Source organism: Streptomyces megasporus (assembly GCF_000718985.1).
GTDB lineage: Bacteria > Actinomycetota > Actinomycetes > Streptomycetales > Streptomycetaceae > Streptomyces > Streptomyces megasporus.
This window is the reverse complement of record NZ_JODL01000033.1, coordinates 15,063-38,805: the sequence shown is the minus strand read 5'-3', so window position 1 is coordinate 38,805 and position 23,743 is coordinate 15,063. Positions and strand designations below refer to the sequence as shown.

The window sequence follows — 23,743 nt, the reverse complement described above, 5'->3', positions numbered from 1 at the left end:
GCGGCCCGATGGCCGTCCACACGCGGTCCGCGCATCTGCGACCATGTCCCCATGCGTGCGCGATACCCGCTCTCCCTCGGAATTCCCCTCGGCATCACGGCGGTCGGCGCCGCCTGCGTCGCCTACTCGGCGGGCATCGAGGCCCGCTCGTTCCGCCTCCGGCGTGTCAGCGTCCCCGTACTGCCGCACGGGATGAGGCCGCTGCGCGTGCTCCAGGTCTCCGACATCCACATGGTCGGCGGCCAGCGCAAGAAGCAGCGCTGGCTCCAGTCGTTGGCCGGGCTGCGTCCGGACTTCGTGATCAACACCGGTGACAACCTCTCCGACCCCGAGGCCGTTCCCGAGCTCCTGGGCGCCCTCGGCCCGTTGATGGAGTACCCCGGCGCGTACGTCTTCGGCTCCAACGACTACTACGGCCCCCGACTGCGCAACCCCGCCCGCTACCTGGTGGAGAAGGCCACCGGCCGCCACGGTCTCAACGGCAACCCGCCGGCCGTCGGCGCCATCCACAACCCCTGGGAGGACATGCGCGACGCCTTCGACGCGGCGGGCTGGGTCGGCCTGTCCAACACGCGCGGCCGTCTCAAGCTCAGCGGCAATCGGGAGATCGCCCTCACCGGCCTGGACGACCCGCACATCAAGCGCGACCGCTACGAGGAGGTGGCGGGTGGTCCGGAGCCCGACGCGGACCTCTCGCTCGCCGTGGTCCACGCCCCGTACCTGCGCGCCCTGGACGCCTTCACGGCCGACCGCTACCCGCTGATCCTGGCCGGTCACACCCACGGCGGTCAGCTCCGCGTCCCCTTCTACGGCGCCCTGGTCACCAACTGCGACCTGGACACCGGCCGCGCCCGCGGCCTGTCCCACCACGAGGTGGACGGCCACCGCTCCTACCTCCACGTCTCGGCGGGTTGCGGCACCAACCGCTACACCCCGTTCCGCTTCGCATGCCCCCCGGAGGCCACCCTCCTCACCCTGATCGAACGCCCCTGACCTCGCCCCGCCACCCCCCACCGCCCCGGGAAACCGGATTTCTCCTCAGCGCGAGCGTGGGTTAAAGTAGTCCTCGTTGCAACGGGGTGTGGCGCAGCTTGGCAGCGCGCTTCGTTCGGGACGAAGAGGTCGTGGGTTCAAATCCCGCCACCCCGACGCAGGAAACACCAGGTCAGGGGCCCGATCCGCGAGAGCGGACCGGGCCCCTGACCCGTTCCCTGGTCCGCTTGGGAGCCGACCTCGGTTTCCGGCTCCCAGGCCATGGCGTGCCGAACGGGCCGTAGGCTCTGGATGTTGCGTTGCCACCGCGATGGGAGGGGGACGCGTTGTTGCAGCCACGCAGCGCCAAAGCGGTCGGGAAGGACTTCCCGTATCGGCTCAGCACCATGTGCTACATCGAGGTGCACGGAGATGGCTCCGTGACCCACGGCCGGGACGCCGAGACTTATCGGCGGGCACGGGCAGGTGAGTCCCGGTTGTACGCCGTGTGGCCCGGTGAGTGGTCCAGCCATCTGTTCGTCATCGACGATCTGGACGAATATGCCAAAGCCTTCGGCATCGTCCACGACGAGGAGCGGACCGGTCTGGCGGACCACCATCACGACGTCCGGTGGGAGGTGGCGTCGTGGGAGGACAAGCCCGATGGCACCTACATCTCGATCGAAGTATGGCTCGACTGCGGCTGTGAAGTGCGTGATCTGAACGTCTTCGCCAAGCAGATGCGCGAGCAGCGAGGCTGGGACATCGCCACCACCAGAGGCTGGGGAAGCGGCGGTGGAAGCTACTCCATGCGCGCGAGAAGGAGGAGTCTCGAAGGGCGGCCCTCGACCGCAACCGCGAAAGGTGACACCAAGCGGTGAGAGATTCTCCGTACGACTTGTGTTGGGCCGGTCACTGACGGTACGACCGTCACCATGCACCGTTGGTCGCGTCTCAACGATCGCCAGCTGGCCTTACTCACCCGCATCGGCGAAGGCACCGATCCCGTCACCTCGGACAGCCCGGAACTTGCCCTCACTGCTCGGGCCCTGAAGGAGCGGGGGCTCATCGCCATGCCGAAGGACGGCAAGAGGTGGCGGGCGGAGATCACCGACGCCGGGCGCTTCTACCTGCGGCACGGGCACCATCCGGACAAACCCCCGCGTGTACCCCGGAGACAGCGGATCTCAGCCACCGATCGCGAGGCTTCGGACTCCGACCATGTCCAACAGAGCACGGCAGAGACCCGGGAGCCCTCCGCGCAGCGCACCGCCATGTCTCCTCGGCCCTCCGCACAACCGTCCAACCCCTCGCCGGCGGACATCGGTCCCGCCCTGATCGAGGAGGTTCAGAAGGCCGGGCGCTTCCTGCGCATCCCCAACCCGGACGACGCAGAACGGGCCCGCTATCGCAGGGCGTTCGACGCGGCTCGCAAGTGCGCCCCGGCCGGGTACCACTTGAAGTACAGCGGGCGGGCCAAGGGCGACTTCTTCCTCGGCCTGCTCAGAGTGACCGGCGAGGACGACACGGGGTGGAACCGGATCCGGTTGCAACGGAGCCGGGTGATCACCGACATCGACGAGGTCCTCGCCCTGGTCAAGACCGACCACAGCGCCTTCGAGGTCTCGGATGAGGTGCTTCCCCGCGTGCTGTCCCTGCTCCGGCTCCTGGGCGAGGAGGCTCTCCTCCGCCACGGGGACATCACGGTCTCCAAGAAGCGCAGGCAGCCGAGGCCGATGCTCACCGTCCACGGAAGGACGTACGAGGTCGGCTTCCGTGAGCGGGAGAAGCGGGTCCAGTACGTACCGGCCCAGAACGGCAGGCGCAGGGTGTATGACTGGCAACGGGTCATCCCCGCGCATCGCATGGAGCCGTCCGGGGAGCTGGAGTTGCACCTCAGTCAGCAGCAGGGGTACGGGCGTCTCTGGCAGAAGGAGTGGGCGGATACTCCCAAGAAGCGGCTTGAGGATCAGATCGGTTCCGTCCTCCGAGCGCTGAAGAAGCACGCCGAGGAGCAAGAGCGGGAGCGACTGGCACGCGAGGCGGAGCGGCGCCGACAGGAGGAGGAGCGGAAGCGGCAGGAGGCCGAGCGCCGGCGGTTGGAGGCCGAGGAGCGGGAACGCACCCGGCGGGATTGGGAGGCCGCCATCAGCGTGGCCTCGATCAAGGCCGTGGACGCCGCACGGGCCGAGCATTTCGGAACCGCCTTGGAGCAGTGGCGAACCGCCGGGGAGATCCGGGCCTTCTGCGCAGCATTGGATGAGGCCGCCGCCCACGCGGGCGAACCCGATGAAGCCGAGAGGCTGCTGCAGTGGTCGGCGTGGGGGAAGGCGGAGGCCGACCGCCTCGACCCCACACTGAACGGCCGGGGTCTCGCCGGGCGAAACTTCCACGCGGAGCCGACGGGAGAGGAGCTGCGCCCCTTCCTCGACGGCTGGAGTCCTCACCGCCCCGAGAAGGAGAAGCCGCCCGCGGAACCCTCCCCGCCCAAACCCGACGTGGCGGCGTGGCGCGGTGTTAGCGACGCACTTCGGGACCAAGGCTGGAGATATGGACGCCAAGGTCGCGCTCAATGGTGGAGGCGATGACACCGTGGCCGCGTTCGCGCAGGGCCTTCACGGCACGCTCGACGAGCTCACCGAGCCGTAGGACCTCGGCGCGCAGGGCGACCAGCTCGTCGTAACGCTCCGCCTTGTCCTCACCACACCACTCCCGGACGGTCCGCAGGGCGGCCGCCTCGGCGTCCAGTTTGCGGTCGTCCCGACGGCCGTACGAGTACCAGGATGACTGGGTACGCTCCTGCTCGATGTCCTGCTGCTTGCGGTCCACCTCCGGGAGGATCTCATCGGCGAGGCGGGCGGCGACATGGCGTGCAACGCATTCGGTAATCTGCCAGCCGGCCAAGCACAGGCCGTTGCGGTCCTCATGGAGCATCGGGTGCGCCCGCAACTCGGTGGGGTCCATGCCGATCAAAGGTGCTGTGTCGTCGAGGCGACCGAGTTCCAGGACGCCCGCGTCGGCCACGCCGCGGCGCAGCCGCAGCCTGTTCTTCGGCCGGACGAACCCGAGGATCATTCGCGCCGCCTCGAACTCGGCGCTGCCCCGCATATCCCTCGACGCCTCGGCCAGGGACAGCTCACTCACGTCATCCGCGCGGAACGCCTCGACCTCATCCCAGCGTGCGACCAGGCATCCGAGACTCACCCACTCCTGCAGACCGGCCTCGTCCCCCTCCAGGAACCGGATATGAACCCGTCCTGTCCTTCCCGACCCGTTCACCCGGACGATTTCCACGTGGTGGACGGCGCTGCCCAGCTCCTTCGGCCTGGCCCGGTAGGCCCAGTGCTCCCCGATCTCCATGCGCTTATTGAGCCAGGCCGATCGGGCCCTCCGCAGCGTTTCCCGGAATCGGGTTCCTTGGAGCGATGACCATCTCCGGAGGTTGCCCCGGGGCAGAACCTCCAGTCTTCGGAGCGGGCAGCCCGACCGCTCCTGTCATGGCCACCTTCGGCGCCACCCTCCACAAGGAGCCATTCGCAACCTGCTCGTGGCGGACTTGGCCTGAACCGCGTGCCGTCCGGGCCTCAGGTACCCGGACGGCGCTTTCCGGAGCGGTCTCAAGGTAACGCGATGTGAGGCATTCGGTTCAACTCCTCGTGCTGGAGGAGATGCCGCGCAAGAGCACATCGAGAAGTTCCGCCAGGGTCCGGTTCTCGTCGAGCGCTGCCCGCGCTCTCGCGTGCAGGGGTTCCGCCACGGTATGAAACTGCCGGCGCACGTCCGGACCGGGCCAGGCGACGCCCAGCCGCGCGAAGGCCCGGCCGGTAATCTCACGTGCGCTCCGTCCCTGGGCGATTCCCGGGATCTCATCACTTCGTGAGCGGAGTTCGTGCAGAAGCCACCAGCGGTCCTCGGGGTCGGCGGGCCGGACCGCGAGGACGCCTCGGCGAGGTGCCGCGGGTACCAGTGTGATCGCCGTACGTGCTCCGTCTGGTCGCGAGGCAACCAGAAGTGTTCCCGGCTCACAGACCGCACTCGGCTCGGCGGGGCCCTGGTGTTCCGCATGGCCGACATACGGCATGGTGGTGCCCAAGACGTCGGCCGGAGCCACCCAGGTGATGTCCGTTTCGCTGTCTTCCGGAGAGGTGCCGGGGGAGGATTTCCCGGTCACCGCGCGGGCGACCGTGCCAAACGTGCAGGACGTCCACGATGCCCGATGCCGCGCCCAGGACGCGTGGCAGGCGTCCGCCACGGCGACCGCACCGGCGGCGATCTGCCGGTTGAGGCCCGTCTTCGCCTCGATCAGGGCGACCAGCTCGCAGAGCTTGTCGATCTGCTCGCGTGGCGGAACCCACACCTGCATCTTCTTCAGCGCGTCAAGACTGAGCGTCGGCTCGACATGGGCGGAGACATGCCGGCCAATCCATGACTGGGCAAAGGGAGTCCGGAACCAGATCCTCAGCCATGGTGTGATGCGCGGATCTTTCGCTCTGACGATGCCGACGGACCGGGTCGCGATCCATCCCGCATGCTGCCTGGTGACCAACGCGGCATCGCCGACTCGGCGGACTAGGACGACGACCAAGTCCCCCTCTTTGAGGACTGCTCGTGTTTTCCTGGTGATGGCCGTGGCGACACCGTCGGGCCGGTTCGCCATGACACGCCCGTCACGGATGTCACCCGCCCGGATGACGCCCTGGTGGTCGGGAAGGTCCCGGTCGTGAACTCCGTAGGTGAGCAGGTCATCGGCGAGCTCACCCACTGTCGTCTCCTTCCAGGGACCGAACCTCCCCGGGTGGATGGCGGCGACGAAGTCACGCATCACAGCTCCCCCAGAACACGCAGCAGGTCGGTCTCCAGTCTGTGGGACTCTTCGAACCTGGCCTGGAGCTCCTCCACGAGTGCCGCGACACGTCCATCCTCCGTGATCGCCTCGTCGGCCGACTCACTCGTGTACAGCGGAGGCAGCAGGTCGTACTGGTGGTCGGCGATCTCCTGGCGGGAGAGGGAGCGGCACCAGCCGGACTCGTCCTGGTAGGAGGCCTGTGTCTGTCCGGTGGCCGGTGGCGCGCCTCTCCACGCGGCGAGGGTGCGCAGGATCCTCTCCGTACCGTCGCTCCCAAGGCGCCGCTGCCGGGTGCCGGGCACCGTCTCATACGCGCCCCGGGCGTCGATGAGGAGAACCTGACTACGCCGGTCGCTCCGTCCCTGTCCCCGTTGGGGACCCTTGTCCCGGTTCAGTAGCCACAGGCAGGAAGAGATACGCGTGTGGGGGAACAGACCGGGCGGCAGTGCGATCACGCATTCGACGAGGTCGCCGCGGACCAGCCGCTTGCGGATCTTCTGCTCGACCGGCCGGACTCCCGTGGCGGCGCCGTCGGCCATGAGGATCGCGGCCCTGCCCTCGGAGTCGAGGGCATGCGCGATGTGCAGGATCCATGCGAAATTCGCGTTGTCCCGCGGCGGGAGCGCGTCATCCGGCCACCTCGGGTCGCCTCTGCGTGGCGTCTCCGCTCCCTGGAAGGACATGTTGAAGGGAGGATTCGCCAGCACGATGTCGTAGAACGAGTCCGACGGCTTCTCAAGGCTGTTCACCGCCGGGCCGATGTGCCCGTCGAGGCCGTGCGCACTGAGGTTCATCCGTGCGATCTGGAGTGTGCCGGCATGGAGGTCCTGCCCTGTCAGTGCCAGGCTCGGATGCAGTCCACCCAGACTCTCACTGACCTGGCGAGCGGCCTCGATCAGCAGTCCGGCCGAGCCGCACGCCGGGTCGAGCACACTCTGCCCGTCCTGCGGGGCTGCTGCCGCCACCATCAGCCGCACGATGTCGGGCGGTGTGAAGTAGTGGCCGCCCTTCGCCTGCGCGGAGGACAGATCCTGGAGGCACTGCTCCAGCAGCTCGCCCCGCCGAACGGCCTGGTCGATGGCTTTGACCAGATACCGGAGAACCGTGTCGGCCGTTCGGGGAAGGTACGGCACGGATTCCCCACCCGCATCGGCGCCATCTGATTCGTCCGTCCGCGGCAGCCACTGGCTCAGGCAGTACCGCACATAAGGGCTCAGGGGCTGCTGGTCCTCCGCTCGGCGGACAAGCGACGGCCAGGAGGGCTTCTCGGCCTCCCGCCGTCCGTCCGGGCCGTCCTGTGCCCGGCTCGCCCGGCTCTTCATGTAGATGAGACCGACGACAACCCGGCCGGCGTCGTAGAGGTTCAGCAGACCGCCGAGGTCACGCGTCAGCCGCCGCACTCGACGCGACACCGCGTCCGGTCCGTCTGCTGTCGTCCCCACCTCCGGGTTCCCCCGGCGTACGCGCTGCTCGCCGCTCATGCTCACACCAGCCCGAAGGTGGACACGAACAGGAGGGCCAGGGTCAGCGCGGCGGCGAAGGTCTTACCACCCGCCTGGATCGCCTCCGCCGCACCGGCCCCGCTGTATGTCTTCACGATCGCACCCAGCAGCGCTGTGGCCAGTGCCACCAGGAACGCCGTGAGGCCGAGCATCAGTGTCCACTTCACGTGTGACTCCCCCTCGCGTTATGCGCGCAAGCCCAACCGAGGCCCGTGCGCGGTGTGTCCGGCCCGCTTCCTGTCTGCCGAGCCACAAGAACTGTAGAGCCTTAGGGGCAAGTGCCACCCAGAGCACGCCGTTTGGGATTTCCCAAGGGAAGAGAGCACGCATAGGGCCGTTTGAAGAGAAGCACGCTGTTTGGGTTCTGAGCGAGTCCCGGCTACACCGGACGCTCCTCGGACAGGGCGCGGACGGGTCCCCAGCCGCAGTCCAGCCGATGGTCCCGGGTGCAGGAGCCGGTCGATCAGTGCCGCACCTTGGGCGCCGTAGTCAGAACACGTTGCGGGAGCCAGGGCTCGTCAATCGTGCGCCCCTTCCGGCGGTGTGGGGGCATCAATCAACGACCCGTCTGTACCGGACCGGCAGTTTCTCTGCGGGCGCGCAGGATGCCGTCGAGCACGCGAACCGGTGAGGTGGGGGACATGGCCAACCGGGCATCCAGCGCCGTCTCCCACTGCTCGGTCAGCCCGAGCTTGAGGCGCTGGCGCATGCCGGGGGTGACGTGGGCGTAGCGGGCGGAGACGGAGCCGTCGATGTGGCCCATGCGTTCGTCCATGAGGACCTTTTCGGTGCCCAGGTCCTCCATGTGGGTGCGGTGGGAGTGGCGCAGGCCGTGCGGGGTGAGGCCCTTGGCGATCGGCAGCCAGCAGGCGTCGGCCCTTCCTTGGGCGCCGCGCCCCCGTGCTGGGATGCCCGGCCACGGCTCGCCGAGCAGGGGGACGGGTCGTGCCTCCTGGGGTGCCTTCTTCGGGTACCAGCCTGAGGCGGCCGGGGTGAACAGCCACGTGGCGAAGCCGTTGCGGCGCCAGTGGGCCGCGTTCTCCATCGGTACACTGCCACGTATGAAGCCGAGTTCGGTGATGGCCGTCTCCACGCGGGCGCGGGTGTCGTCGCGGACGCGCTCGGGGTGGTTGAGGACGTTGGAGACCGTCCCGGTGGAGACACCGGCGCGGCGGGCGACGTCCACCAGCTTGGCGCCCCGGTGTCCGCCGGTGCGCGCCGTGCCCTGACCGCGGAAGACGTACCGCTTGCCGTGGCAGGGGCACGGGGCCGGTTTGGTGCGGGCGATGTGGTCGGCGACCAGGGCGGACAGGAAGTCGGGGGCGTCGATGGTGCGGTAGCTGTCGTCCTTGGGCGGGCAGCGAATCAGCCTCCCGGAGTCCAGCTCGTACAGCTGATGCTCGATGCGGACGGCGCCGGGGCGGGTGAACTCGGTCTCCAGACCGACGATCTCGCCCCACCGCATCCCGGTGTACGCCATCAGGACCACGGCGACGAACTCGTCGTCGCGGCCGGAGAGCAGCGCAGCCCCCTCAGCGATCAGCAGGGCGCCGAGAGGATCGGTGATGACCTTCTCGGGGCCGCGGTCGCGGGAGCGGCCGGCGCGCTTGCCACGCCCGCGTCGTCTGGCCGCCGGGTTGGAGGTGATCAGGCCCTCGTCGATCGCGTCCTCGAGGATCAGGTGGAGCGTCGAGCGCCAGGTCTTGACGCTGGAGGCCGCGTAGAGGGCCTTCTCCTTCTTCTCCCACAGGTCGACGTCCGCGCGCAGGATCCCGGCGAGCGCCTTGTCCTCGAATGCGGGGAGCAGGTGCTCCTCGATGTGGCGCTTGTAATTCTGCATGGTCGAGGCGGCCAGGTCCTGGGCTTCATACCAGCGGTTCGCGTACTCGCCGAACGTCTCCTAGCCGAGCGCCGGGTCGCGCCAGTCGCCGCGCCGGTACTTGTTCTCGGCCTCGCTCGCGGCACGCTGGGCCTCGCCCTTGGTGGCGAACCTGACCGCCTTGCCGCGCTCGTCGACGACCGTGAGGTGCTTGCCGGGCGCGGTCTTGTACCGGCCGCGCCAGTAGTTTCCGCGCTTCTCCGCGAAACCCAACTTCCGGCGGCTCCTTCGCTTCTGTTTGCTGCGTGTCGGGGTGCGTCTACGCGGTGGCGCTGTACTGGGCCCGGCGCGGTGGCCGGGCCCGCAGTCGGTTCGCCGGAGCGGTGGGGTGGCGGCGCGGCTGTGGGGATCCGTCCCGCGAGGCAGTCGTGGAGGATGGAGCGGCCACGTTCCCGGCCGGCTGGGCGGGTCGTACCGGTGTCTCCTCGTGGAGGCGGATGATCGCGGCGAGGTGGCCTGCGGTGAAGCGGTAGGCGCGGCCGACGCGGGTGTGCGGGATGAGGCTCCGCCGGGCCCGGTCCTTGACCCACCAGGCAGAGCAGCCGAGTGCTTCGGCGATCTCCTCGGGTCGGTAGAGGCGCGGCAGAGGGGCGTCGCTCGGGGTGTGCGGGAGGTGTGCGGTCGCGGGCGTGGGCAAAGGTCGGTGCAAGAGCGGCTGGTCCTGGCTCGGTGGTGGGCGTGCTCGGTCAGCGGTACGGACGGGCCTCGTCACGGGGCGGTCGGGCCCTGCAGCAGCACGAGGGGCGAGACGAGGAGGGCCTCGGCGATCGCGGCGAGGTCGTCGACGTCGCAGCGGCGCTGGGCGCGTTCGATGCGGGACAGCATCGTGTTGGACATCGGGTGGCCGAGGGCGGTCACGCGGTCGGCCACCCGGCGCTGGGAAAGGCCGCGTTCGGTGCGGATGATTTCGATGGTCCGGGCGGCCCTTATTCCCGCGGGACCTATTCCCAGTGATCGTGCTGCCATATCTCCATTACTAGCGTTCACTCGCCGGTTTGGTTAACCGGCGATCGTGGTCTATGTTCCGCCTCGCTCGGCACACACTCGGAGGGGCTTTCCGCAGCCGGGAGGCCGGGACCGCGATGCTGCGCGGCGTCCGGAAGGGGCTCTGACGTGGGGTGTTGTGTTGTAGCTTCCCCGCCGGAAGCCCGTCAACGGCTTGGCGATGTGATCCTTCTGGCTCGGCGTCCAGGGCAACTATTTGGTCGGCCGCCGATCGTGCCCTACCGTTTTCGCACCGCCCTTCGCAGCCTGTCTTTCGGCGGCCTTTCTGCCGTCAGAGATTCGGCTGTATTGGGCTGGACTTGCATGGCCTGGGTGTGGCTATGTTGACGACACCCCCGGAAAACGCGACCGGCCATCAGCGCACCCCGCGCCCGTGGCCGGCCAACTCCTTGCCCTTCCCGTCCGAACCGCCGCGATCGACGGTGAGCCGTGGGCGCCCGCCCACCGGCAACCGAGTGAGGACCGCCCCCTCTTGGCACGAATCCGCACCATCAAGCCCGAAGCCTTCGTCTCCGAGTCCCTCGCCTCGGTCAGCCTGACCGCCGAGCGGACCTTCTTCGGCCTGCTCACCCAGGCCGACGACCAGGGTCGCCACCGCGACCACGCCGCGATCATCGCCGGACAGCTGTGGGTCCTGCGCCCGGAGCACACGCCCGCCGAGGTCGAGAAGGACCTCGCCCAGCTCGCGGACGCCGGCCTGATCTGCCGCTACAAGGGCCCGGACGACAAGTGCTACCTGCACATCGTCACCTGGCACGAACACCAGAAGATCAACCGGCCCAGCAAGAGCCGCCTCCCCGGCTGCCCGCACCACGACGCTCCGGCCGGTGCCGCGGCGGGCACCACCGCGCCTGCCGCACGGACCGGTGTCACGGAGCCCGCAGCACCGCCTCACGGAGCCCTTCGTGAAGGCTCCCGCGAGATACGCGAACCCACATCGAATCCTGGCCCTGCTGACGAAGCCGCAGGTGAGGCCGGTTTCACGGAACCCTCCATGAGAGAGCATGGAGGACTCCCCGCAGCGGCGGTGACATCTCACCGTCCGGATCTAGGACCTAGGAAGTACCCCGTCGGGGGGCGCGAGCGCCCCCGCGCCCGACACCGTCTCGGCCTGGCAGCTCATCGGCGACTACGCCGCCGCCTGCGCCCACCGCCCCCCGAAGGACGTCCTGGGGCACCTGGGCCGGGAGGTCGGCAAGCTGCTGGCCGAGGGCATCGATCCTGCCCACATCCGGTCCGGGCTGGAACGCCACCGGGCCAAGGGCCTGCACCCCAGCACCCTGCCCAGCCTGGTGCACGAGGCGATGAACGCCGTCCGGCCCGCACCCGCCGCCCACCGCCCGTGGACGAACCCGACCGACGTCAAGGCGGCCTACGGAGGCGAGCTGTGACCACCACCCACGCCCGCGCACCGCAGCACGCCGGCCTGCTGGCCGACCGGCTCAGCGCGATCCTCACCGCCCGCGGCATCGACCCCGACGCTCCCCTGGACGAACCGGCGAACGAGCCGGTCACCGCCCTGGAGCTGGCCGACGCCCGCATCCCCGCCCGCTACCGCCGCGCCCTGGCCGACCACCCAAAGGTCACCGCCTGGGCCGACACCATCACCCGCACCGGGCGTCCCGGACCGGGCGGCGCCTCGGGCATCGCCGAGGGCCCATCCCTGCTGATCGCCGGACCCACCGGCACCGGCAAGACCCACCAGGCGTACGGCGCCATCCGCACCCTCCTCGCCGCCGGGGTCCGCCTGCGCTGGGAGGCCGTCACCGCCGCCGATCTCTACGCCCGCCTGCGCCCCCGCTCCGGCCACGACGGCGAACGCGACCTGCAGGCCTTGGCCCGCTGCCCACTGCTGCTCCTGGACGACCTCGGCGCCGCCAAGGCCAGCGACTGGACCGAGGAGCTCACCTACCGGCTCATCAACCACCGGTACGAGCACCTGCGCCCCACCCTGATCACCACCAATCTCCCCATCGTCGAGCTGCGCACCGCACTCGGCGACCGCGTCGCTTCCCGCCTCGCCGAGATGACCGAACGCGTCATCCTCACCGGCCCCGACCGCCGCCGGACGCCCGCGCACGCCCCGGTGCCAACCACCGTGGCCACCCCTCCGCCGGCTCCGGTCCCAGGACGCACCCGCTGAGCAACCCCGCACCCGAGCGGAACGGCGACGGACCGGCCCACCGCTGAAGAAGGCGACCAGACACGTCGGCCCAGCCGAACCCCAGACGAACAGAAACGGGGACCGCGGACCATCCGAAACCACGGTCCCCACAAACCCCGGTCCCCTCGGAGACCGGGGACCGGACCGAGACCGCATTGGGGGCCGGCAGCACTCTGGGACCGGGGACGGGGACCCATTGGGGACCGCGGTCCCCGCAGGGCCCTGGGGACCGGGGACCGAGCCGCGTCCGGGACCGGGAACCACGTTCGGGGACCGCGCACACCGGGACCGGGGTTGAGGCCCACGCGCAGGGGACCGACCACGGCTTGCTGGACCAACATCACCGCAAGTCAGCCGCCCACGGCCCGATCCTGCGCAACCTCGGTCCCCGCAGCAAGAACCGGGGACCGAGGCTCGGTCTCGGGACCACTGCCTGCCCGCCGACCACAAGACGGTCCCCCGCAAACCGACAGCAAACCCCGCGCGGGGACCGTCCCCACGTGTGGGAACAAGGCCGCGGGGACCGAGCCGGGACCGGGACCATCCCGGGGGCCGGGGACCGCCCTGGGGACCGAGGACCGCAGGGACAAAGCCAGCGAAGACGGGACCCAGACGCGGCCCCACCAAGCCGCTGCAGAGCTCCCGGCGAAGGCCGTCGGACAAAAACCGGCCGCGAACAGGAGACGGCAACGGCATCACGAGCCCACCACGCCCCGGACCTCTGATTCGCCTTCATCTGGCGCCCACCACCCACAACACCACGGAGACACCGCTCATGCACGACCCACACGCCAACCGATCACAGCAGGAGGCACCCACGGCCGACCTCGGGGAAGCAAGCTATCGGCCAAGACACTCTTCCCCATGGGGAAGGCGTCTCCGGCCATGCCCGCCCCGGAGGTGGCGGGAGCGGACCAGCACAGGGGGGTGCTGGTCCGCGAGGCGGCGCCCGAGGGCGGATCGCAGCCGGAGAAGCAGCCGTCGCCGCGTAAACGCCGCGACGCGAAGACCTCGCGTAAGCGCTCTCCGAAGCCATCCACGCACAAGCGCGCCTACGTGTGCAGTGTCCGCCTGAACGACGACGAGAAGAGGCTGCTCGCCACTGCTGCGACCACCGCCCGTACGACCCTGCCCGCCTTCCTCGCCCGCAGCGGCCTCGCCGCCGCCCGCGACCTCGACACCACCGCCGCCGCCATCGCCGGACGCCGCGAACTCGTCGCCGAACCGTTCGCCGCGCGACGACACCTCGGCCACGTCGGCAACAACCTCAACCAGATCGCCCGCGCAATCAACGCCGGGGCCCATCCGCCGGAACTCGTCGCCGCTCTCGCCGACCTGCAGCGCGCCGCGCAGGCCGTCCAGCATGCGGCCGACAGGATCACCAGCCGGCAGGAGGAGCAGGCGGCGTGATCCCCCGGGTCCACCAGCAGGGCAGCAACACCCTTGGCCTCCTGTACTACCTGTACGGCAAGGGCACCCACGAGGAGCACATCGACCCCCACCTGGTCGCCTCCTTCGACCACCTGGCCCCCGACCCGGGCCGCGACCCGTCGGTGACGAAGAAGGACCTCCAGCGCCTCCTCGACCAGCCCCTGCACCTGCTCGACGCCGACCAGCGCCCCGATAAGCACGTGTGGCACTGCTCGGTGCGCGCCGCCCCCGACGACCCGATCCTCACCGACGAGCAGTGGGCCGCCATCGCCCGCCACATGGTGGCGGCCACCGGCATCGACCCCGGCGACGGCGCCGGCTGCCGCTGGGCCGCCGTCCGCCACGCCGACGACCACATCCACATCATCGCCACCCTCGTCCGCGAGGACGGCCGCCGCCCCGACCATCACCGCTCCGGCACACGCGCCCAGGCCGAGGCCCGCCGCATCGAAGCCGACTACGGCCTGCACCGCGTCGCCCCGGGCGACGGCACCGCCGCCAAGCGCCCCACCAGCGCCGAACGCCACAAGGCCCAACGCCAGGGACGGGAGCGCACCGCGCGGGAGGAACTGCGCGAGACCGTCCGCCAGGCCGTGGCCGGCGCCACCGACGAGGCGGAATTCTTCGCCTGCCTCCAGGCCGCCGGGCTCCTCGTCCGCACCCGCACCCTGCCCTCCGGCGACATCAACGGCTACACCGTCGCCCTGCCCGGCGACCACCACCAGGACAATGAACCCATCTTCTACGCGGGCTCCACCCTCGCCCCCGACCTGTCCCTGCCCCGCATCCGCGCCCGCTTCACCACCGGCCCGGAAGCAGTGCAGGCGCAGCCCTCGCGCCAGGACGCCGCGCGGGCGCGCAGGCCGGTGTCGGCTCCGGCCGCCGCCCGGCGCTCGGCCACCCACGGCACCTGGGCAGCCCTGCTCGTCCTCGACCAGGACGGCGACGGCGTCGCAGCGGCCCGCATCGCGGCCACCGGCGAGATCCTCGACAGCCTCGCCCAGACCAGCGCGGCCCCCACCCGCCGACAGCTCCGTGACGCCGCCAGATCCTTCGAACGCGCCAGCCGCTCCCACACCCGGGAGGAGTACCGCCACGCCCAGGCCCTGCGCCGCGCCGCCCGCGACCTCCGCTACAGCGGCCCGGCCCCGGGACGCGGCGAGGACGGCGCGGCCACAGCCATGCTGATCGACACCCTGTTCTTCCTGGCCACCGCCGCCGCGCACTGGCATGCAAGACGCCGCCACGCCCTGCAGGCCGAAGCCGCCCGCCAGGCCGCCGCCCACCTGCGCGCCGCCTACACGCTGGCCGCCGAGGAGCCGATCGCCCGCCTCCGGGAGCAGGGGCAGCGCTTGGCCCAGCCCGTCCGCGACTGGTCCGCCGCCCTCCTGCACGCCACCACACCACAGATCGCCGAGCAGGTACTGCGCGAGCCGAGCTGGCTCGCCCTGGCCGCTACCCTCACCCGTGCCTACCAGGCCGGACACAACCCCCGAGCCCTGCTGACCGAAGCCACCACCCACCGGGAACTGGACACCGCCGACTCCATCAGCGATGTCCTCATCTGGCGCCTGCTCCACCTCGCCGACCTGCCCGCACACGTCGAAATGCCCGGACATCCCCAGCCCCAAGGCACTCGTCGGCAATCTGCCAACGTCGCACCGCCTCCGGCGCCTCCCCACGCTCCCGTGTTCCGCCTGCCACGTCGCTGACACCAGACGGCACACGGAGGCGCTGGCCTGCTTGAAGCTCCCCGTACGCGCTCACCCTCCTGGCGAGCGCGTACGGGGAGCGGAGCTCGGTCCTGGCGCACGTGTCGACGGACCGCAGGCGCGCTCCGGCTTGGCGAGGCCCTGCAGGCGGAAGACCCGGCGGTCCCAGCCCTTTCCCGTCGCGGCCAGCAGATCCCGGGCACTCTTCCGTCGACCCACCGCCACCCCCTCCACCACCTGTCGCGACGCGACGTAATCGCGAGCTGGGTGCCAGTCGAGTGAGGTGTTCCGGTCGTAGCCGTGTCGTTCCCTCACCCGGCCAGCCGGGACATCCGTGGGTTGTCGGTCACGAACCCGAGGGACGTGTACAGCGGCTCGCCCTCTGAGCTGGCGGTCAGGCTGATGCGTTTGCAGCCGCGTACGGTCATCCAATCAATGAGCGCTGTCACCACCGCCCGCGCGTAGCCGCGTCTGCGGAACGCCGGATCTGTGGCGACGGTACTGATGTCACCGTTGAACGGCTTGCTGCTGTCGGGGCCCGGAAGCCGGGGCAGAAGAAATCCCACGGCACAAGCCGCCACGCAGCCTGGAGCGGCATCCACCACAAAGGCAGCGACCGTGTCCTGGTCACCGAGCATTGCGGCGAACGTCTCCTGGCATTCCTCGACCCATGGGCCGCCCCGCAAGTCTCTCGGCTTGGTCCAAGGCTCCTCCGGGCAGGTCAGCGAAAGCTGGCGCATACGCGCCAGCTCCCTGGCGTCGGCGGCCACCGCCCGTCGCACGAGCACACTCACAACAGCTCCTCCCGTTCACAAGTACGTTCATGATTGCGGCGATGCTCGTGGGGTCCGTATCCTGCTGAGCAACGCGTTGACGGAGACGAGTAGCCAGGGATCACGCGAGCAGAGAGAGCCGCCGGGAGCTGGGAAGGCGGCCTCGCGCCCCGAGGTGAAGACCCTCCCGAGCGCGGGGAGGAACGGCCTCGCCTGGGGGTCCAATGCCCCGCCGGCCGGCCCCCGTCACCGGGCCCGAACGAGGCCGCCATCATCTGGCGGCGAAAGTGCGGTGGCACCGCGAGTTGCCCTTCTCGCCCGCACTCCCAAGGGATCATGACGACGTCCTTCGGAGGACCGCAATGATCCACAGCCGCGTACACGTCTCCGACCTGCGAGAACACGTCGGCCGTACCGTTTCCGTCTGCGGGTGGGTGAACACGCTTCGCCTGCAGCGCAAGATGCAGTTCGTCATCGTGCGAGACAGCACCGGCATGGTGCAGGTGACCCACAAGCGAGACGACGGGCCGCTTGAGGCCCAGCTCGAAGCCCTCACCCCCGAATCCGCCGTCCGTATCACCGGCCGTGTCGTCGACGCCGCCCAGGTCAAGCTCGGCGGCCTGGAGATCGTCCCTGAAACGGTCGAGGTCCTGAACCTGGCCGCCACACCGCTTCCGATCGACGAGCACACCGGGTTGGAGCAACGCCTGGACTGGCGCTTCCTGGACGTACGCCGCCGTCCCGCCACCCAACTGATGTTCGCCGTGCAGACCACCCTGGAACAGGGGATGCGCGAGTACGCCTACGAGCAGGGCGCCACCGAGATGCACACCCCCAAGCTCATGGGCACCGCCTCGGAGTCCGGCGCGGAGGTCTTCAAGCTCGGCTACTTCGGCCGCAGCGCCTACCTGGCGCAGTCGCCGCAGTTCTACAAGCAGATGGCCATCGCGGCCGGGATCGACAAGGTCTTCGAGATCGGGCCGGTCTTCCGCGCGGAGCCGTCGTTCACCTCTCGGCACGCGACCGAGTTCACCGGCGTCGACGTAGAGCTGGCCTGGATTGACGGCGTCGAGGACGTGATGGCGTTCGAGGAGCGGATGCTCGCTCACGCGATCGCCAAGGTCGCCGACGCTCACGGTGATGCGATCGCCGAGCACCTCGGCGTCGAGGTCACCGTCCCCACGACGCCCTTCCCGCGCATCACCATGGCTGAAGCCCACGAGATCCTGCGCAAGGGCGGCTGGGACCCGGAGAAGGTCAAGGAGGACCTGGATCCGGAGGGCGAGCGGAGCATCTCAGCTCACATCAAGGAGGCCACCGGGCACGAGTTCGTGTTCATCACGCACTACCCGGTCGGCATCCGGCCCTTCTACCACATGCGGCCCGCCGACGACCCGAGCGTGACCTTGAGCTTCGACCTGCTGTGGAAGGGACTGGAGGTCACCACCGGAGCGCAGCGTGAGCACCGGTACGACGTGCTGCTGGAGCAGGCCGCGGAGAAGGGCATGAGCCCCGAGCCGTTGCAGGACTACCTGAACGCGTTCCGGTACGGGTGCCCGCCGCACGGCGGACTCGGCATGGGTCTCGGTCGAGTGCTGATGGTCATGCTCGGCCTGGACTCGATCCGCGAGGCCACCTTCCTCTTCCGCGGACCGAACCGGCTCACGCCGTAGCCGACCGCGCGCCGCGTCCCACGGCACGAGGCACTCGCCCGTGTCGTGGGACGCGGTCTCAGTAGCGGACGTTGCGCAGGTCATGCGTCCATGCCTCACCCGGGTTCTTGTCCCAGTAGGCCCGTAGTGCCAGCTCCCGCTCGGAGAAGCGGCCCTGGTGGCACAGGCCGCCGTGGGAGAGGGTGACGCTCATGGCGAGCCCCGACTCGGTGGTGACCCAGTGGGGTGTCAGCGCGTGGCTCCACAGCTGGTCGCCGGGCTGCATGGTGACGGACTGGCGGTCGTCCGGATCGTGTGCGGGCGGGTCCTCGCCGGTGGTCTCGCCGATGACCGCCGCGTCGGCCGTCAGGTGCTTGTCGGGGTCGAGGTAGCTGTGGAAGGTCTTGGTGCCGTGCACCTGCCAGACCAGGCCGTGCGAGTTGTCGTTGTGGTAGGTCGAGGACGCGCCCTCGGTGGACAGAAACAGGATGGGCGCCAGACGCTGCCAGGTGAATCCCCGGGCGGACAGATGCGTGCGCCAGGGGATCATGATCTCGTCCTGGAAGCCGTCCAGGAGGTCGTCGTAGAAGCGGCTGAGGTTGAAGTGCACCAGCCGGAACGTCCAGGTGACGATCTCCTCGATCGGCGCGGTGCGGAAGGCGGCTGTGCGGTCCATGCGCACCTGCCAGTCGTCGTCCCCGAGGACCGTGAACCGGACCTCCTCGTCCCTACGGATGTGGTCGAGGATGTCGACGGCGGGCAGGAACGTGTGGTCGAAGGAGACCTCCAACGGGAAGTTCGGCGGTCGCCGCCAGCGGAAGGTGAAGTCATCGGGTGTCGTGATCGCCATAGAGCGGTCCATGGAGTCGGGATGCATCGGGACGCCCTCACGCCGCAGCGCACGACGCACTGCGGTCGTCGGGCGTGGCAGAGGGGTGGCGACAGATGGCGGCGCAGTCCGGGGTCACCCGGTCCTGCGCCGGAGCGGTCAGGAACTGTCTGATCGCGGCCCGGGGAGCATGGGCGCTGACCGACGCCTGGCCGTAAGGGCAGCGCCGGATGCGGCCATCGGCGGAAACGTACGCGGTCGCCGAGCGGCACGGCCACCGCTCGCCCCCACCTGCGAGTTGCAGCTCCCGCAGTTCGCCGAGGTAGGCCCGGTAGCGGTCGGACAGGTCGAAGTGGCGGCCCAGCAGCTCGGCGTCGAGCTGCTGCTGCACCAGGTAGTCCTGGGCCGACCTGCCCTCACGGCGCAGAGCGCGCTCGTCGAGGACGACGGGACTGAACTGGACCTCTATCCCGGCCTCGGAGACAAGGCCGGCCAGGTCCCGGCACTCCTCGTCGTTCAGGTCCCAGCAGGTGACGTGCAGAATCTTCGTCCCGGTACTGAGGGCGCGCAGCGTGTCGATCCCTGAGGCCGCGGTACGGGTGGTGCGTCCCAGCACCATCGCACCCTGCGAGTCGGCGGAGACAGTCACGTTGGCCAGCAGATGCGCCACCTGGGAGAGGGTGACGATTTCGGCCGCGGTGCGGGCCGAGGTCACCATCGATACCGCCATGCCGAACTGGCGGGCCAGCCGTGCCAGCTGCCGGAGCTGCGGGTGGTGGGTCGGTTCCCCACCGCTCAGACACACCCCTTCCACGCCCACCTCCTTCAGCCGCGACAGGGTGCGGGTGTAGGTCGCGGTATCCAGGAAGCCGTGGGCGCGGTCGGCCCGGAAGCAGAACCCGCAGGCCACCTTGCAGTGCCCGGCCGTGGAGATCAGTGCTGTACGGACATGAGTGCTCATTGCACCCCCGTGCCGTCCCAGACGGCGATCTCCACGGTGCTCGTGTAGAACGCGCACATCTCGGGGTCCGGGGCGTCGCCCCCGACGAGGGCCTGCTCGTTGCGGGACGGGCCGCCGCAGATGGCGAGCGCCGGGCAGTCACCGCACTTGGGGATCGGTGCGACTTTCTTCGCCACGCCGGCCAGGAGGCCGGGGGCGGCCCGCAGCTCGTCGAGAGTGTGCAGGAACGACGGCTCGGTGAAGTTGATATCGCACAGGCTGACCCGGCTGCCGGGTAGGAGGGCTGCGTTCAGACTGCGGTCGCCCTGCATGTGGTCGAACAGCATCGGCCGGCGGGTGTCGAGGGCCTGGAAGGCGCGGTCCAGGACGGAGAACAGCATCCCGCCCCGTCCCAGCGCGGCCAGGCGCGCCTCGTACAGCTCCTTGGCCAGATCGGCGCCTTTGACCTGCCAGCGGCCCGCCGTCGGGATGGGCGTGTTGACGTAGACGAACTTCAGCCCGAGGTCGTCGACGATCCACCGGACGGTCTCGGCGAGGCGTCCGATGTTCGCGGCCGTCGGAGTGAGATTGCAGCCCACGTGAAGCCCTTCGGCCTCGATGAGCCGGGCGACGTTGCGGCGGATCCGGTCGTCCGCGGGCTGCCCGCCGAGCAGGAGGCGGTTCGCGGAGTTGATGCCTGGAGGGCCGTCAATGGAGATGCCGACCCCGTACTCGTACGCGACGAGGTGGTCGAGGGCTTCGTCGGTCAGACGGGCGCCGTTGGTGACGACCGTGCGCCGCACCCTGGCCACGTCGTAGCGGTCGGCGAGGGTGTCGGCGAGCTGGTCGCCGTATCGCATCAGGTCAAAGCGGATGGTCGGCTCGCCGCCGAACCACTGGATGGACACCTCGTCCTGCCCGGCGTTCTGCTCGAACAGGAACTCCAGCCCGTCCGAGAGCTCGTCCTTCGTCATATCCGGCTTGCCGGTGTTCGTATCGACGAAGCAGTAGGTGCAGGCCATGTTGCAGCGGTCGGTGAGAACCACGCGTAGGCCGCTGATGCGGTGAGGGACGGCGTCCAGGCCGAGGTGTCGGAGACGGTTATGGAGCGCTTCGCGCCGGTCGGCCACGGGACCGCCGGGTGTGAAGCCGAGCCCGGCAAGGGCTTCGTGGGTCGCGGTCGGGGGGACCCCGGCGAGGTCTTGGACCTCGCCGGGGCCGATGAACACACTGTCCAGCCCAACCGGGTCGAGGAGGACTGCTTCCCCGGCCCGCTCGTACCGGAAGTACTTCCCCCACAGCATCTGAGGGACGGCCATGGTGGTCAGGCCGCCGTTTCCTCTTCGGCGATCCCGAGTTCACCCATGACTGCGCGGACCCTCTCCTCGGCAGCGGCCTGGAGCTTCGCGGAGGTGACCGGGGAACCGCCGTCGGCGAGGACGATCACACCGGGCAGCGTCGGGTTCGGCGCGATGACCGTGATGCCGGCCGGTTCGGTGCCGATGACCATGATCGCGTTCTTCAGTTCGACCCAGTCGGTCTGCTCCTTGAGCGCCTCGATGATGCGGTTCTGCTTCTCTTGGAAGGAGGCGCGCTCTCCCATCCACACGCCCGCCTTGGACTTGGAGTCCACGACGTCCGCGTAGATGAGGTGGTCCTTCTTCTCTCGTCTGGCTTGAGGCACGGCTGTTCCTCTCTCTGCGCCGGATGGTGCTGGAACATCCCCTTGCGCCCACCGGAGCCCTCTGGGTGCCGCCCCGCCCGGGGAGTGTGGGCGAGGCGGCACCTGGCGGTCCTGCGGCGTCCGGGGTCGATGACGCCGGCTTTCTTCGCCGGTCCCGCTGTGGTGCGCGGTGCCGCGTGACGGGACCTGACTTCGCAGCGACGAGGTGACATCATGCTGTCTCGCGAAGTCCTGTTCGAGGACTCTGATAGGTCATTAGCAGGGCTTGCAGAGGACTTAGTCGGCGCTCGGTGGACGATTTTCCGCCGCCGCAGCGGCACTACCCGTCACTCTCTGGCAGGAGCTCGCCCCGGAGGAGATCCATGTCCCGTCCCGCAGGCAACACCAGGCTCAAGGCCGCTCGCCTGGCTGCCGGATACAACTCCCAGCAGGCCTTGGCCGACGCCATCACCGAGGCGGCGCGGAAGCTTGGCATCAGAGGTCTGGCTGTCGGCGTCCGGCAGGTCCGGCGCTGGGAGTCGGCCACACCACCCTGGCCGCAGCCCGACGTGCACCGAGTGCTGACGCACCTCCTGGGGCAGAGCATGGAGGACCTCGGATTCGTCCCTCCCTGGGGAAGCTCGCGGTCCCGGCCCGGCACAGCGATCGACAACGCCCCCCGCGTGCCCCTGTCCGGAACACGTCTGGCCGCCGTGCCCGCTCGGACCGAAGCCGCGACACAACCGGCGACCATCGGCAGGGACTTCGCGGCCGTCACACGCTCACACCGGCACTTCTACTGGTCCGTGGCGCCTGCCGTACTGCACCCCGCGGTCCTGGAGCACGCCCGTCTCGGCTGCGCCCTTCTCCCGGAAACGGCGAACCCGGCCCGCCGGGCCCTCGCCGCCTCCCTGGCGGAGTCCTACCTGCTGGCCGGCCGGATCGAGTTCTTCGACCTGCGGCAGCCGGAGCGGGCCTCGGAGACCCTCCTCCTGGCTCTGCAGGCGGCAGGCGAAGCGAACGATCCCCTGCTCGGAGCAGCCATCCTCGCGCACATGGCCTTCATCCCGGGCTGGGCGGACGACCGGGAGGCAGCGATGGAGCGCATGCTGGCCGCCCGTACCTACGCCCGCCGCGGAGAGGCGTCCGCCGAGCTCTGGGCATGGCTGGACGCCGTCGAGGCGGAATGCGAGACCCGTTGCGGAGACCCCCACGCGGCGCTGCGGTTGATCCGTCGTGCCGAGGACATCCTTGCCACGGGAGGCGAGCACGCCACTCCCGAGTGGCTGGACTGGTTCAGTCCTGTCCGCCTGTCCGCGTTCAAAGGGAACACGCAGTTGAAGGCCGGCCACATACCGCAGGCGCGCAAGACACTCCACGAGGTGCTCGACGCTTTGCCGCCCGAGTCGGACAAGCAGCGCACCGTCGTCCTCGGTGACCTCGCCGCGGTCGAAGCCGCCGACGGAAGGCCGCGGGAGGCGTGCGGATACGCCACCCAGGCCCTCGACCAGTTGGCGGTCACCTGGTACGCGACCGGCATGGACCGCGTCCGCGAGGTCCGCCGCACGCTCGCCCCCTGGCAGAACGAGCAGTGCGTGCGGGACCTCGACGACCGTCTCTACGACTGGGGTACGACGGTCAGCGCGCTTCAGCGTTGAACTTGGCGATCTTCTCCGGCAACTCCGCGAGCGAGTCGATGCGCATCGTCGTGATCGCGTCCGCGTCCGGATCGCGCTGCTGGATCGTGCCCCAGGGGCCACGCCGGATCAGGGCCGTCAGCAGGCCCGCCTGCACGGCCGGGCGGATGTCGTTGTCGAGCCGGTCACCGACGTACAGGATCTCGCCCGGCGCGGCGGGCGTGGCCTCGATGACGCGCTCGAAGAACTTCACGTCCGGCTTGGAGGCACCCCAGTCGTCACTGGTGGCGATCATGTCGGCCGGAAGGTCCAGCCCCCGCAGCAGGCCGCCGGCCCTGACGGTCTGGTTCCCCGCGATGCCCACCCACAGCCCGGCCTCGCGCAGAGCCGCCAGCGTAGGGCGGACGTCCGGGTACAGGTCACCTTCACCGAACCACTCCGGCTGCCCGGCAGCCGCGCGCTTCTCCCGCTCCTCGGTCAGGTCGAAACCGGGCCGGAACTCCTGGAACGTCTCCCGGTAGTCCCTCCCCTGCGCGATGACCGCCCCGAACATCGCCGCGAAGGTGTGCCGCGGCACCCCCAGCCAGTCAGCCCACGTCCCGTACTCCCGGGTCTCGTCAACAAGGCACTCGCCGACATCGAACACCACCGCACGAATCATGCACCGCAGAGTAGACGGTCCGGCGCGGCGGCGAAGCAGCCCTTTCGGACTGTGATCGGGCCGGGCGTGATCCTTTC

The 23,743-nt window shown here is 69.8% G+C and carries 20 protein-coding genes, 1 tRNA gene and 2 pseudogenes; 10 read left to right on the top strand and 13 right to left on the bottom strand.

All coding sequences use genetic code 11. From position 1 onward, the window contains the following. Positions 1 to 51: 51 nt before the first annotated feature. The 4 genes from IF47_RS0123395 (at position 52) to IF47_RS0123380 (ending at position 3,560) form a co-directional block, all read left to right on the top strand. The gene (locus IF47_RS0123395) at positions 52 to 993 is read left to right on the top strand and encodes a metallophosphoesterase (RefSeq protein ID WP_031510951.1); all 942 of its coding nucleotides are present in this window, start codon (positions 52 to 54) and stop codon (positions 991 to 993) included. Between the two features lie 82 nt (positions 994 to 1,075). Beyond that, positions 1,076 to 1,149 (top strand) — tRNA-Pro (locus tag IF47_RS0123390). Positions 1,150 to 1,322: 173 nt separating this feature from the next. Next, positions 1,323 to 1,853: a hypothetical protein gene (locus IF47_RS0123385; protein ID WP_051718157.1), complete on the top strand. Its 531-nt coding sequence runs from the start codon at positions 1,323 to 1,325 to the stop codon at positions 1,851 to 1,853. A gap of 54 nt (positions 1,854 to 1,907) precedes the next feature. Then, complete coding sequence (locus tag IF47_RS0123380; protein ID WP_031510949.1) at positions 1,908 to 3,560, top strand: hypothetical protein; 1,653 nt, start codon at positions 1,908 to 1,910, stop codon at positions 3,558 to 3,560. On the opposite strand, the gene IF47_RS0123375 is transcribed toward IF47_RS0123380, so the two are convergent. The 7 genes and pseudogenes from IF47_RS0123375 to IF47_RS0123350 all read right to left on the bottom strand — a co-directional run bounded on the left by IF47_RS0123375 (position 3,490) and on the right by IF47_RS0123350 (position 10,165). Then, positions 3,490 to 4,332, bottom strand: coding sequence for a hypothetical protein (locus IF47_RS0123375; protein ID WP_031510948.1), 843 nt, complete (start codon positions 4,330 to 4,332; stop codon positions 3,490 to 3,492). The genes IF47_RS0123380 and IF47_RS0123375 overlap by 71 nt on opposite strands. Before the next feature lie 286 nt (positions 4,333 to 4,618). Continuing rightward, the gene (locus IF47_RS0123370; protein WP_051718155.1) at positions 4,619 to 5,794 is read right to left on the bottom strand and encodes a restriction endonuclease subunit S domain-containing protein; all 1,176 of its coding nucleotides are present in this window, start codon (positions 5,792 to 5,794) and stop codon (positions 4,619 to 4,621) included. Then, positions 5,794 to 7,260, bottom strand: coding sequence for an N-6 DNA methylase (locus IF47_RS28175; protein ID WP_157840030.1), 1,467 nt, complete (start codon positions 7,258 to 7,260; stop codon positions 5,794 to 5,796). The genes IF47_RS0123370 and IF47_RS28175 overlap by 1 nt, the downstream gene beginning before the upstream one ends. Before the next feature lie 41 nt (positions 7,261 to 7,301). After that, positions 7,302 to 7,487 (bottom strand): hypothetical protein, encoded by a 186-nt coding sequence (locus tag IF47_RS0123360; RefSeq protein ID WP_031510945.1) that lies wholly within the window; start codon positions 7,485 to 7,487, stop codon positions 7,302 to 7,304. A 389-nt stretch (positions 7,488 to 7,876) separates the two neighbouring features. Continuing rightward, positions 7,877 to 9,412, bottom strand: a pseudogene (locus IF47_RS28170) (tyrosine-type recombinase/integrase). Between the two features lie 46 nt (positions 9,413 to 9,458). Next, a complete protein-coding gene (locus IF47_RS29735) occupies positions 9,459 to 9,836 on the bottom strand; it encodes a helix-turn-helix domain-containing protein (RefSeq protein WP_078592059.1) in 378 nt (125 codons plus the stop codon). Positions 9,837 to 9,907: 71 nt separating this feature from the next. Then, the gene (locus IF47_RS0123350) at positions 9,908 to 10,165 is read right to left on the bottom strand and encodes a helix-turn-helix domain-containing protein (protein WP_031510944.1); all 258 of its coding nucleotides are present in this window, start codon (positions 10,163 to 10,165) and stop codon (positions 9,908 to 9,910) included. Positions 10,166 to 10,676: 511 nt separating this feature from the next. Between IF47_RS0123350 and IF47_RS28165 the strand changes: the two are divergent. From IF47_RS28165 to IF47_RS0123330, 4 genes and pseudogenes are all read left to right on the top strand, one after another. Beyond that, positions 10,677 to 11,595, top strand: a pseudogene (locus IF47_RS28165) (hypothetical protein). After that, a complete protein-coding gene (locus IF47_RS0123340; protein ID WP_051718153.1) occupies positions 11,592 to 12,347 on the top strand; it encodes an ATP-binding protein in 756 nt (251 codons plus the stop codon). Before IF47_RS28165 ends, IF47_RS0123340 begins: the two are co-directional and overlap by 4 nt. Before the next feature lie 885 nt (positions 12,348 to 13,232). Then, positions 13,233 to 13,778: a plasmid mobilization relaxosome protein MobC gene (gene mobC / locus IF47_RS0123335; RefSeq protein ID WP_245641210.1), complete on the top strand. Its 546-nt coding sequence runs from the start codon at positions 13,233 to 13,235 to the stop codon at positions 13,776 to 13,778. Then, on the top strand, positions 13,775 to 15,511 hold the full coding sequence (locus IF47_RS0123330; RefSeq protein WP_078592058.1) for a relaxase/mobilization nuclease domain-containing protein: 1,737 nt from the start codon (positions 13,775 to 13,777) through the stop codon (positions 15,509 to 15,511). The genes mobC and IF47_RS0123330 overlap by 4 nt, the downstream gene beginning before the upstream one ends. Positions 15,512 to 15,822: 311 nt before the next feature. On the opposite strand, the gene IF47_RS0123325 is transcribed toward IF47_RS0123330, so the two are convergent. Next, on the bottom strand, positions 15,823 to 16,305 hold the full coding sequence (locus tag IF47_RS0123325; protein WP_211257258.1) for a GNAT family N-acetyltransferase: 483 nt from the start codon (positions 16,303 to 16,305) through the stop codon (positions 15,823 to 15,825). Between the two features lie 341 nt (positions 16,306 to 16,646). Between IF47_RS0123325 and aspS the strand changes: the two genes are divergently transcribed. Continuing rightward, entirely contained in the window at positions 16,647 to 17,957 is a 1,311-nt protein-coding gene (gene aspS, locus IF47_RS0123320) for an aspartate--tRNA(Asn) ligase (protein WP_031510939.1), read from the top strand. 58 nt (positions 17,958 to 18,015) lie between these two features. On the opposite strand, the gene IF47_RS28160 is transcribed toward aspS, so the two are convergent. The 4 genes from IF47_RS28160 to IF47_RS0123300 are packed head-to-tail and all read right to left on the bottom strand — an operon-like array spanning position 18,016 to position 21,389. Then, a complete protein-coding gene (locus IF47_RS28160; protein WP_037733218.1) occupies positions 18,016 to 18,786 on the bottom strand; it encodes a cupin domain-containing protein in 771 nt (256 codons plus the stop codon). A 37-nt stretch (positions 18,787 to 18,823) separates the two neighbouring features. Next, the gene (locus IF47_RS0123310) at positions 18,824 to 19,726 is read right to left on the bottom strand and encodes a radical SAM protein (RefSeq protein ID WP_031510938.1); all 903 of its coding nucleotides are present in this window, start codon (positions 19,724 to 19,726) and stop codon (positions 18,824 to 18,826) included. Then, positions 19,723 to 21,024, bottom strand: coding sequence for a radical SAM protein (locus tag IF47_RS0123305; protein ID WP_031510937.1), 1,302 nt, complete (start codon positions 21,022 to 21,024; stop codon positions 19,723 to 19,725). Before IF47_RS0123305 ends, IF47_RS0123310 begins: the two co-directional genes overlap by 4 nt. A gap of 5 nt (positions 21,025 to 21,029) precedes the next feature. Then, positions 21,030 to 21,389, bottom strand: a complete 360-nt coding sequence (locus tag IF47_RS0123300; RefSeq protein WP_031510936.1) for a hypothetical protein — start codon at positions 21,387 to 21,389, stop codon at positions 21,030 to 21,032. A gap of 362 nt (positions 21,390 to 21,751) precedes the next feature. Here IF47_RS0123300 and IF47_RS0123295 point away from each other — a divergent pair, with 362 nt between their 5' ends. After that, entirely contained in the window at positions 21,752 to 23,026 is a 1,275-nt protein-coding gene (locus tag IF47_RS0123295; RefSeq protein ID WP_031510935.1) for an NsdA family TPR-like regulatory protein, read from the top strand. On the opposite strand, the gene IF47_RS0123290 is transcribed toward IF47_RS0123295, so the two are convergent. After that, positions 23,007 to 23,666, bottom strand: a complete 660-nt coding sequence (locus IF47_RS0123290; RefSeq protein WP_031510934.1) for an HAD family hydrolase — start codon at positions 23,664 to 23,666, stop codon at positions 23,007 to 23,009. The genes IF47_RS0123295 and IF47_RS0123290 overlap by 20 nt on opposite strands. Positions 23,667 to 23,743: the final 77 nt, after the last annotated feature.

Excerpts from the sequence above, each read along its gene's own strand:
- IF47_RS0123395 (WP_031510951.1), top strand. The coding sequence starts at position 52 with ATGCGTGCGCGATACCCGCTCTCCCTCGGAATTCCCCTCGGCATCACG.
- IF47_RS0123380 (WP_031510949.1), top strand. The coding sequence starts at position 1,908 with ATGCACCGTTGGTCGCGTCTCAACGATCGCCAGCTGGCCTTACTCACC.
- IF47_RS0123375 (WP_031510948.1), bottom strand. The coding sequence starts at position 4,332 with ATGGAGATCGGGGAGCACTGGGCCTACCGGGCCAGGCCGAAGGAGCTG.
- IF47_RS0123370 (WP_051718155.1), bottom strand. The coding sequence starts at position 5,794 with ATGCGTGACTTCGTCGCCGCCATCCACCCGGGGAGGTTCGGTCCCTGG.
- IF47_RS0123350 (WP_031510944.1), bottom strand. The coding sequence starts at position 10,165 with ATGGCAGCACGATCACTGGGAATAGGTCCCGCGGGAATAAGGGCCGCC.
- mobC (WP_245641210.1), top strand. The coding sequence starts at position 13,233 with ATGGGGAAGGCGTCTCCGGCCATGCCCGCCCCGGAGGTGGCGGGAGCG.
- aspS (WP_031510939.1), top strand. The coding sequence starts at position 16,647 with ATGATCCACAGCCGCGTACACGTCTCCGACCTGCGAGAACACGTCGGC.
- IF47_RS28160 (WP_037733218.1), bottom strand. The coding sequence starts at position 18,786 with ATGGCGATCACGACACCCGATGACTTCACCTTCCGCTGGCGGCGACCG.
- IF47_RS0123310 (WP_031510938.1), bottom strand. The coding sequence starts at position 19,726 with ATGAGCACTCATGTCCGTACAGCACTGATCTCCACGGCCGGGCACTGC.
- IF47_RS0123305 (WP_031510937.1), bottom strand. The coding sequence starts at position 21,024 with ATGGCCGTCCCTCAGATGCTGTGGGGGAAGTACTTCCGGTACGAGCGG.
- IF47_RS0123295 (WP_031510935.1), top strand. The coding sequence starts at position 21,752 with ATGTCCCGTCCCGCAGGCAACACCAGGCTCAAGGCCGCTCGCCTGGCT.
- IF47_RS0123290 (WP_031510934.1), bottom strand. The coding sequence starts at position 23,666 with ATGATTCGTGCGGTGGTGTTCGATGTCGGCGAGTGCCTTGTTGACGAG.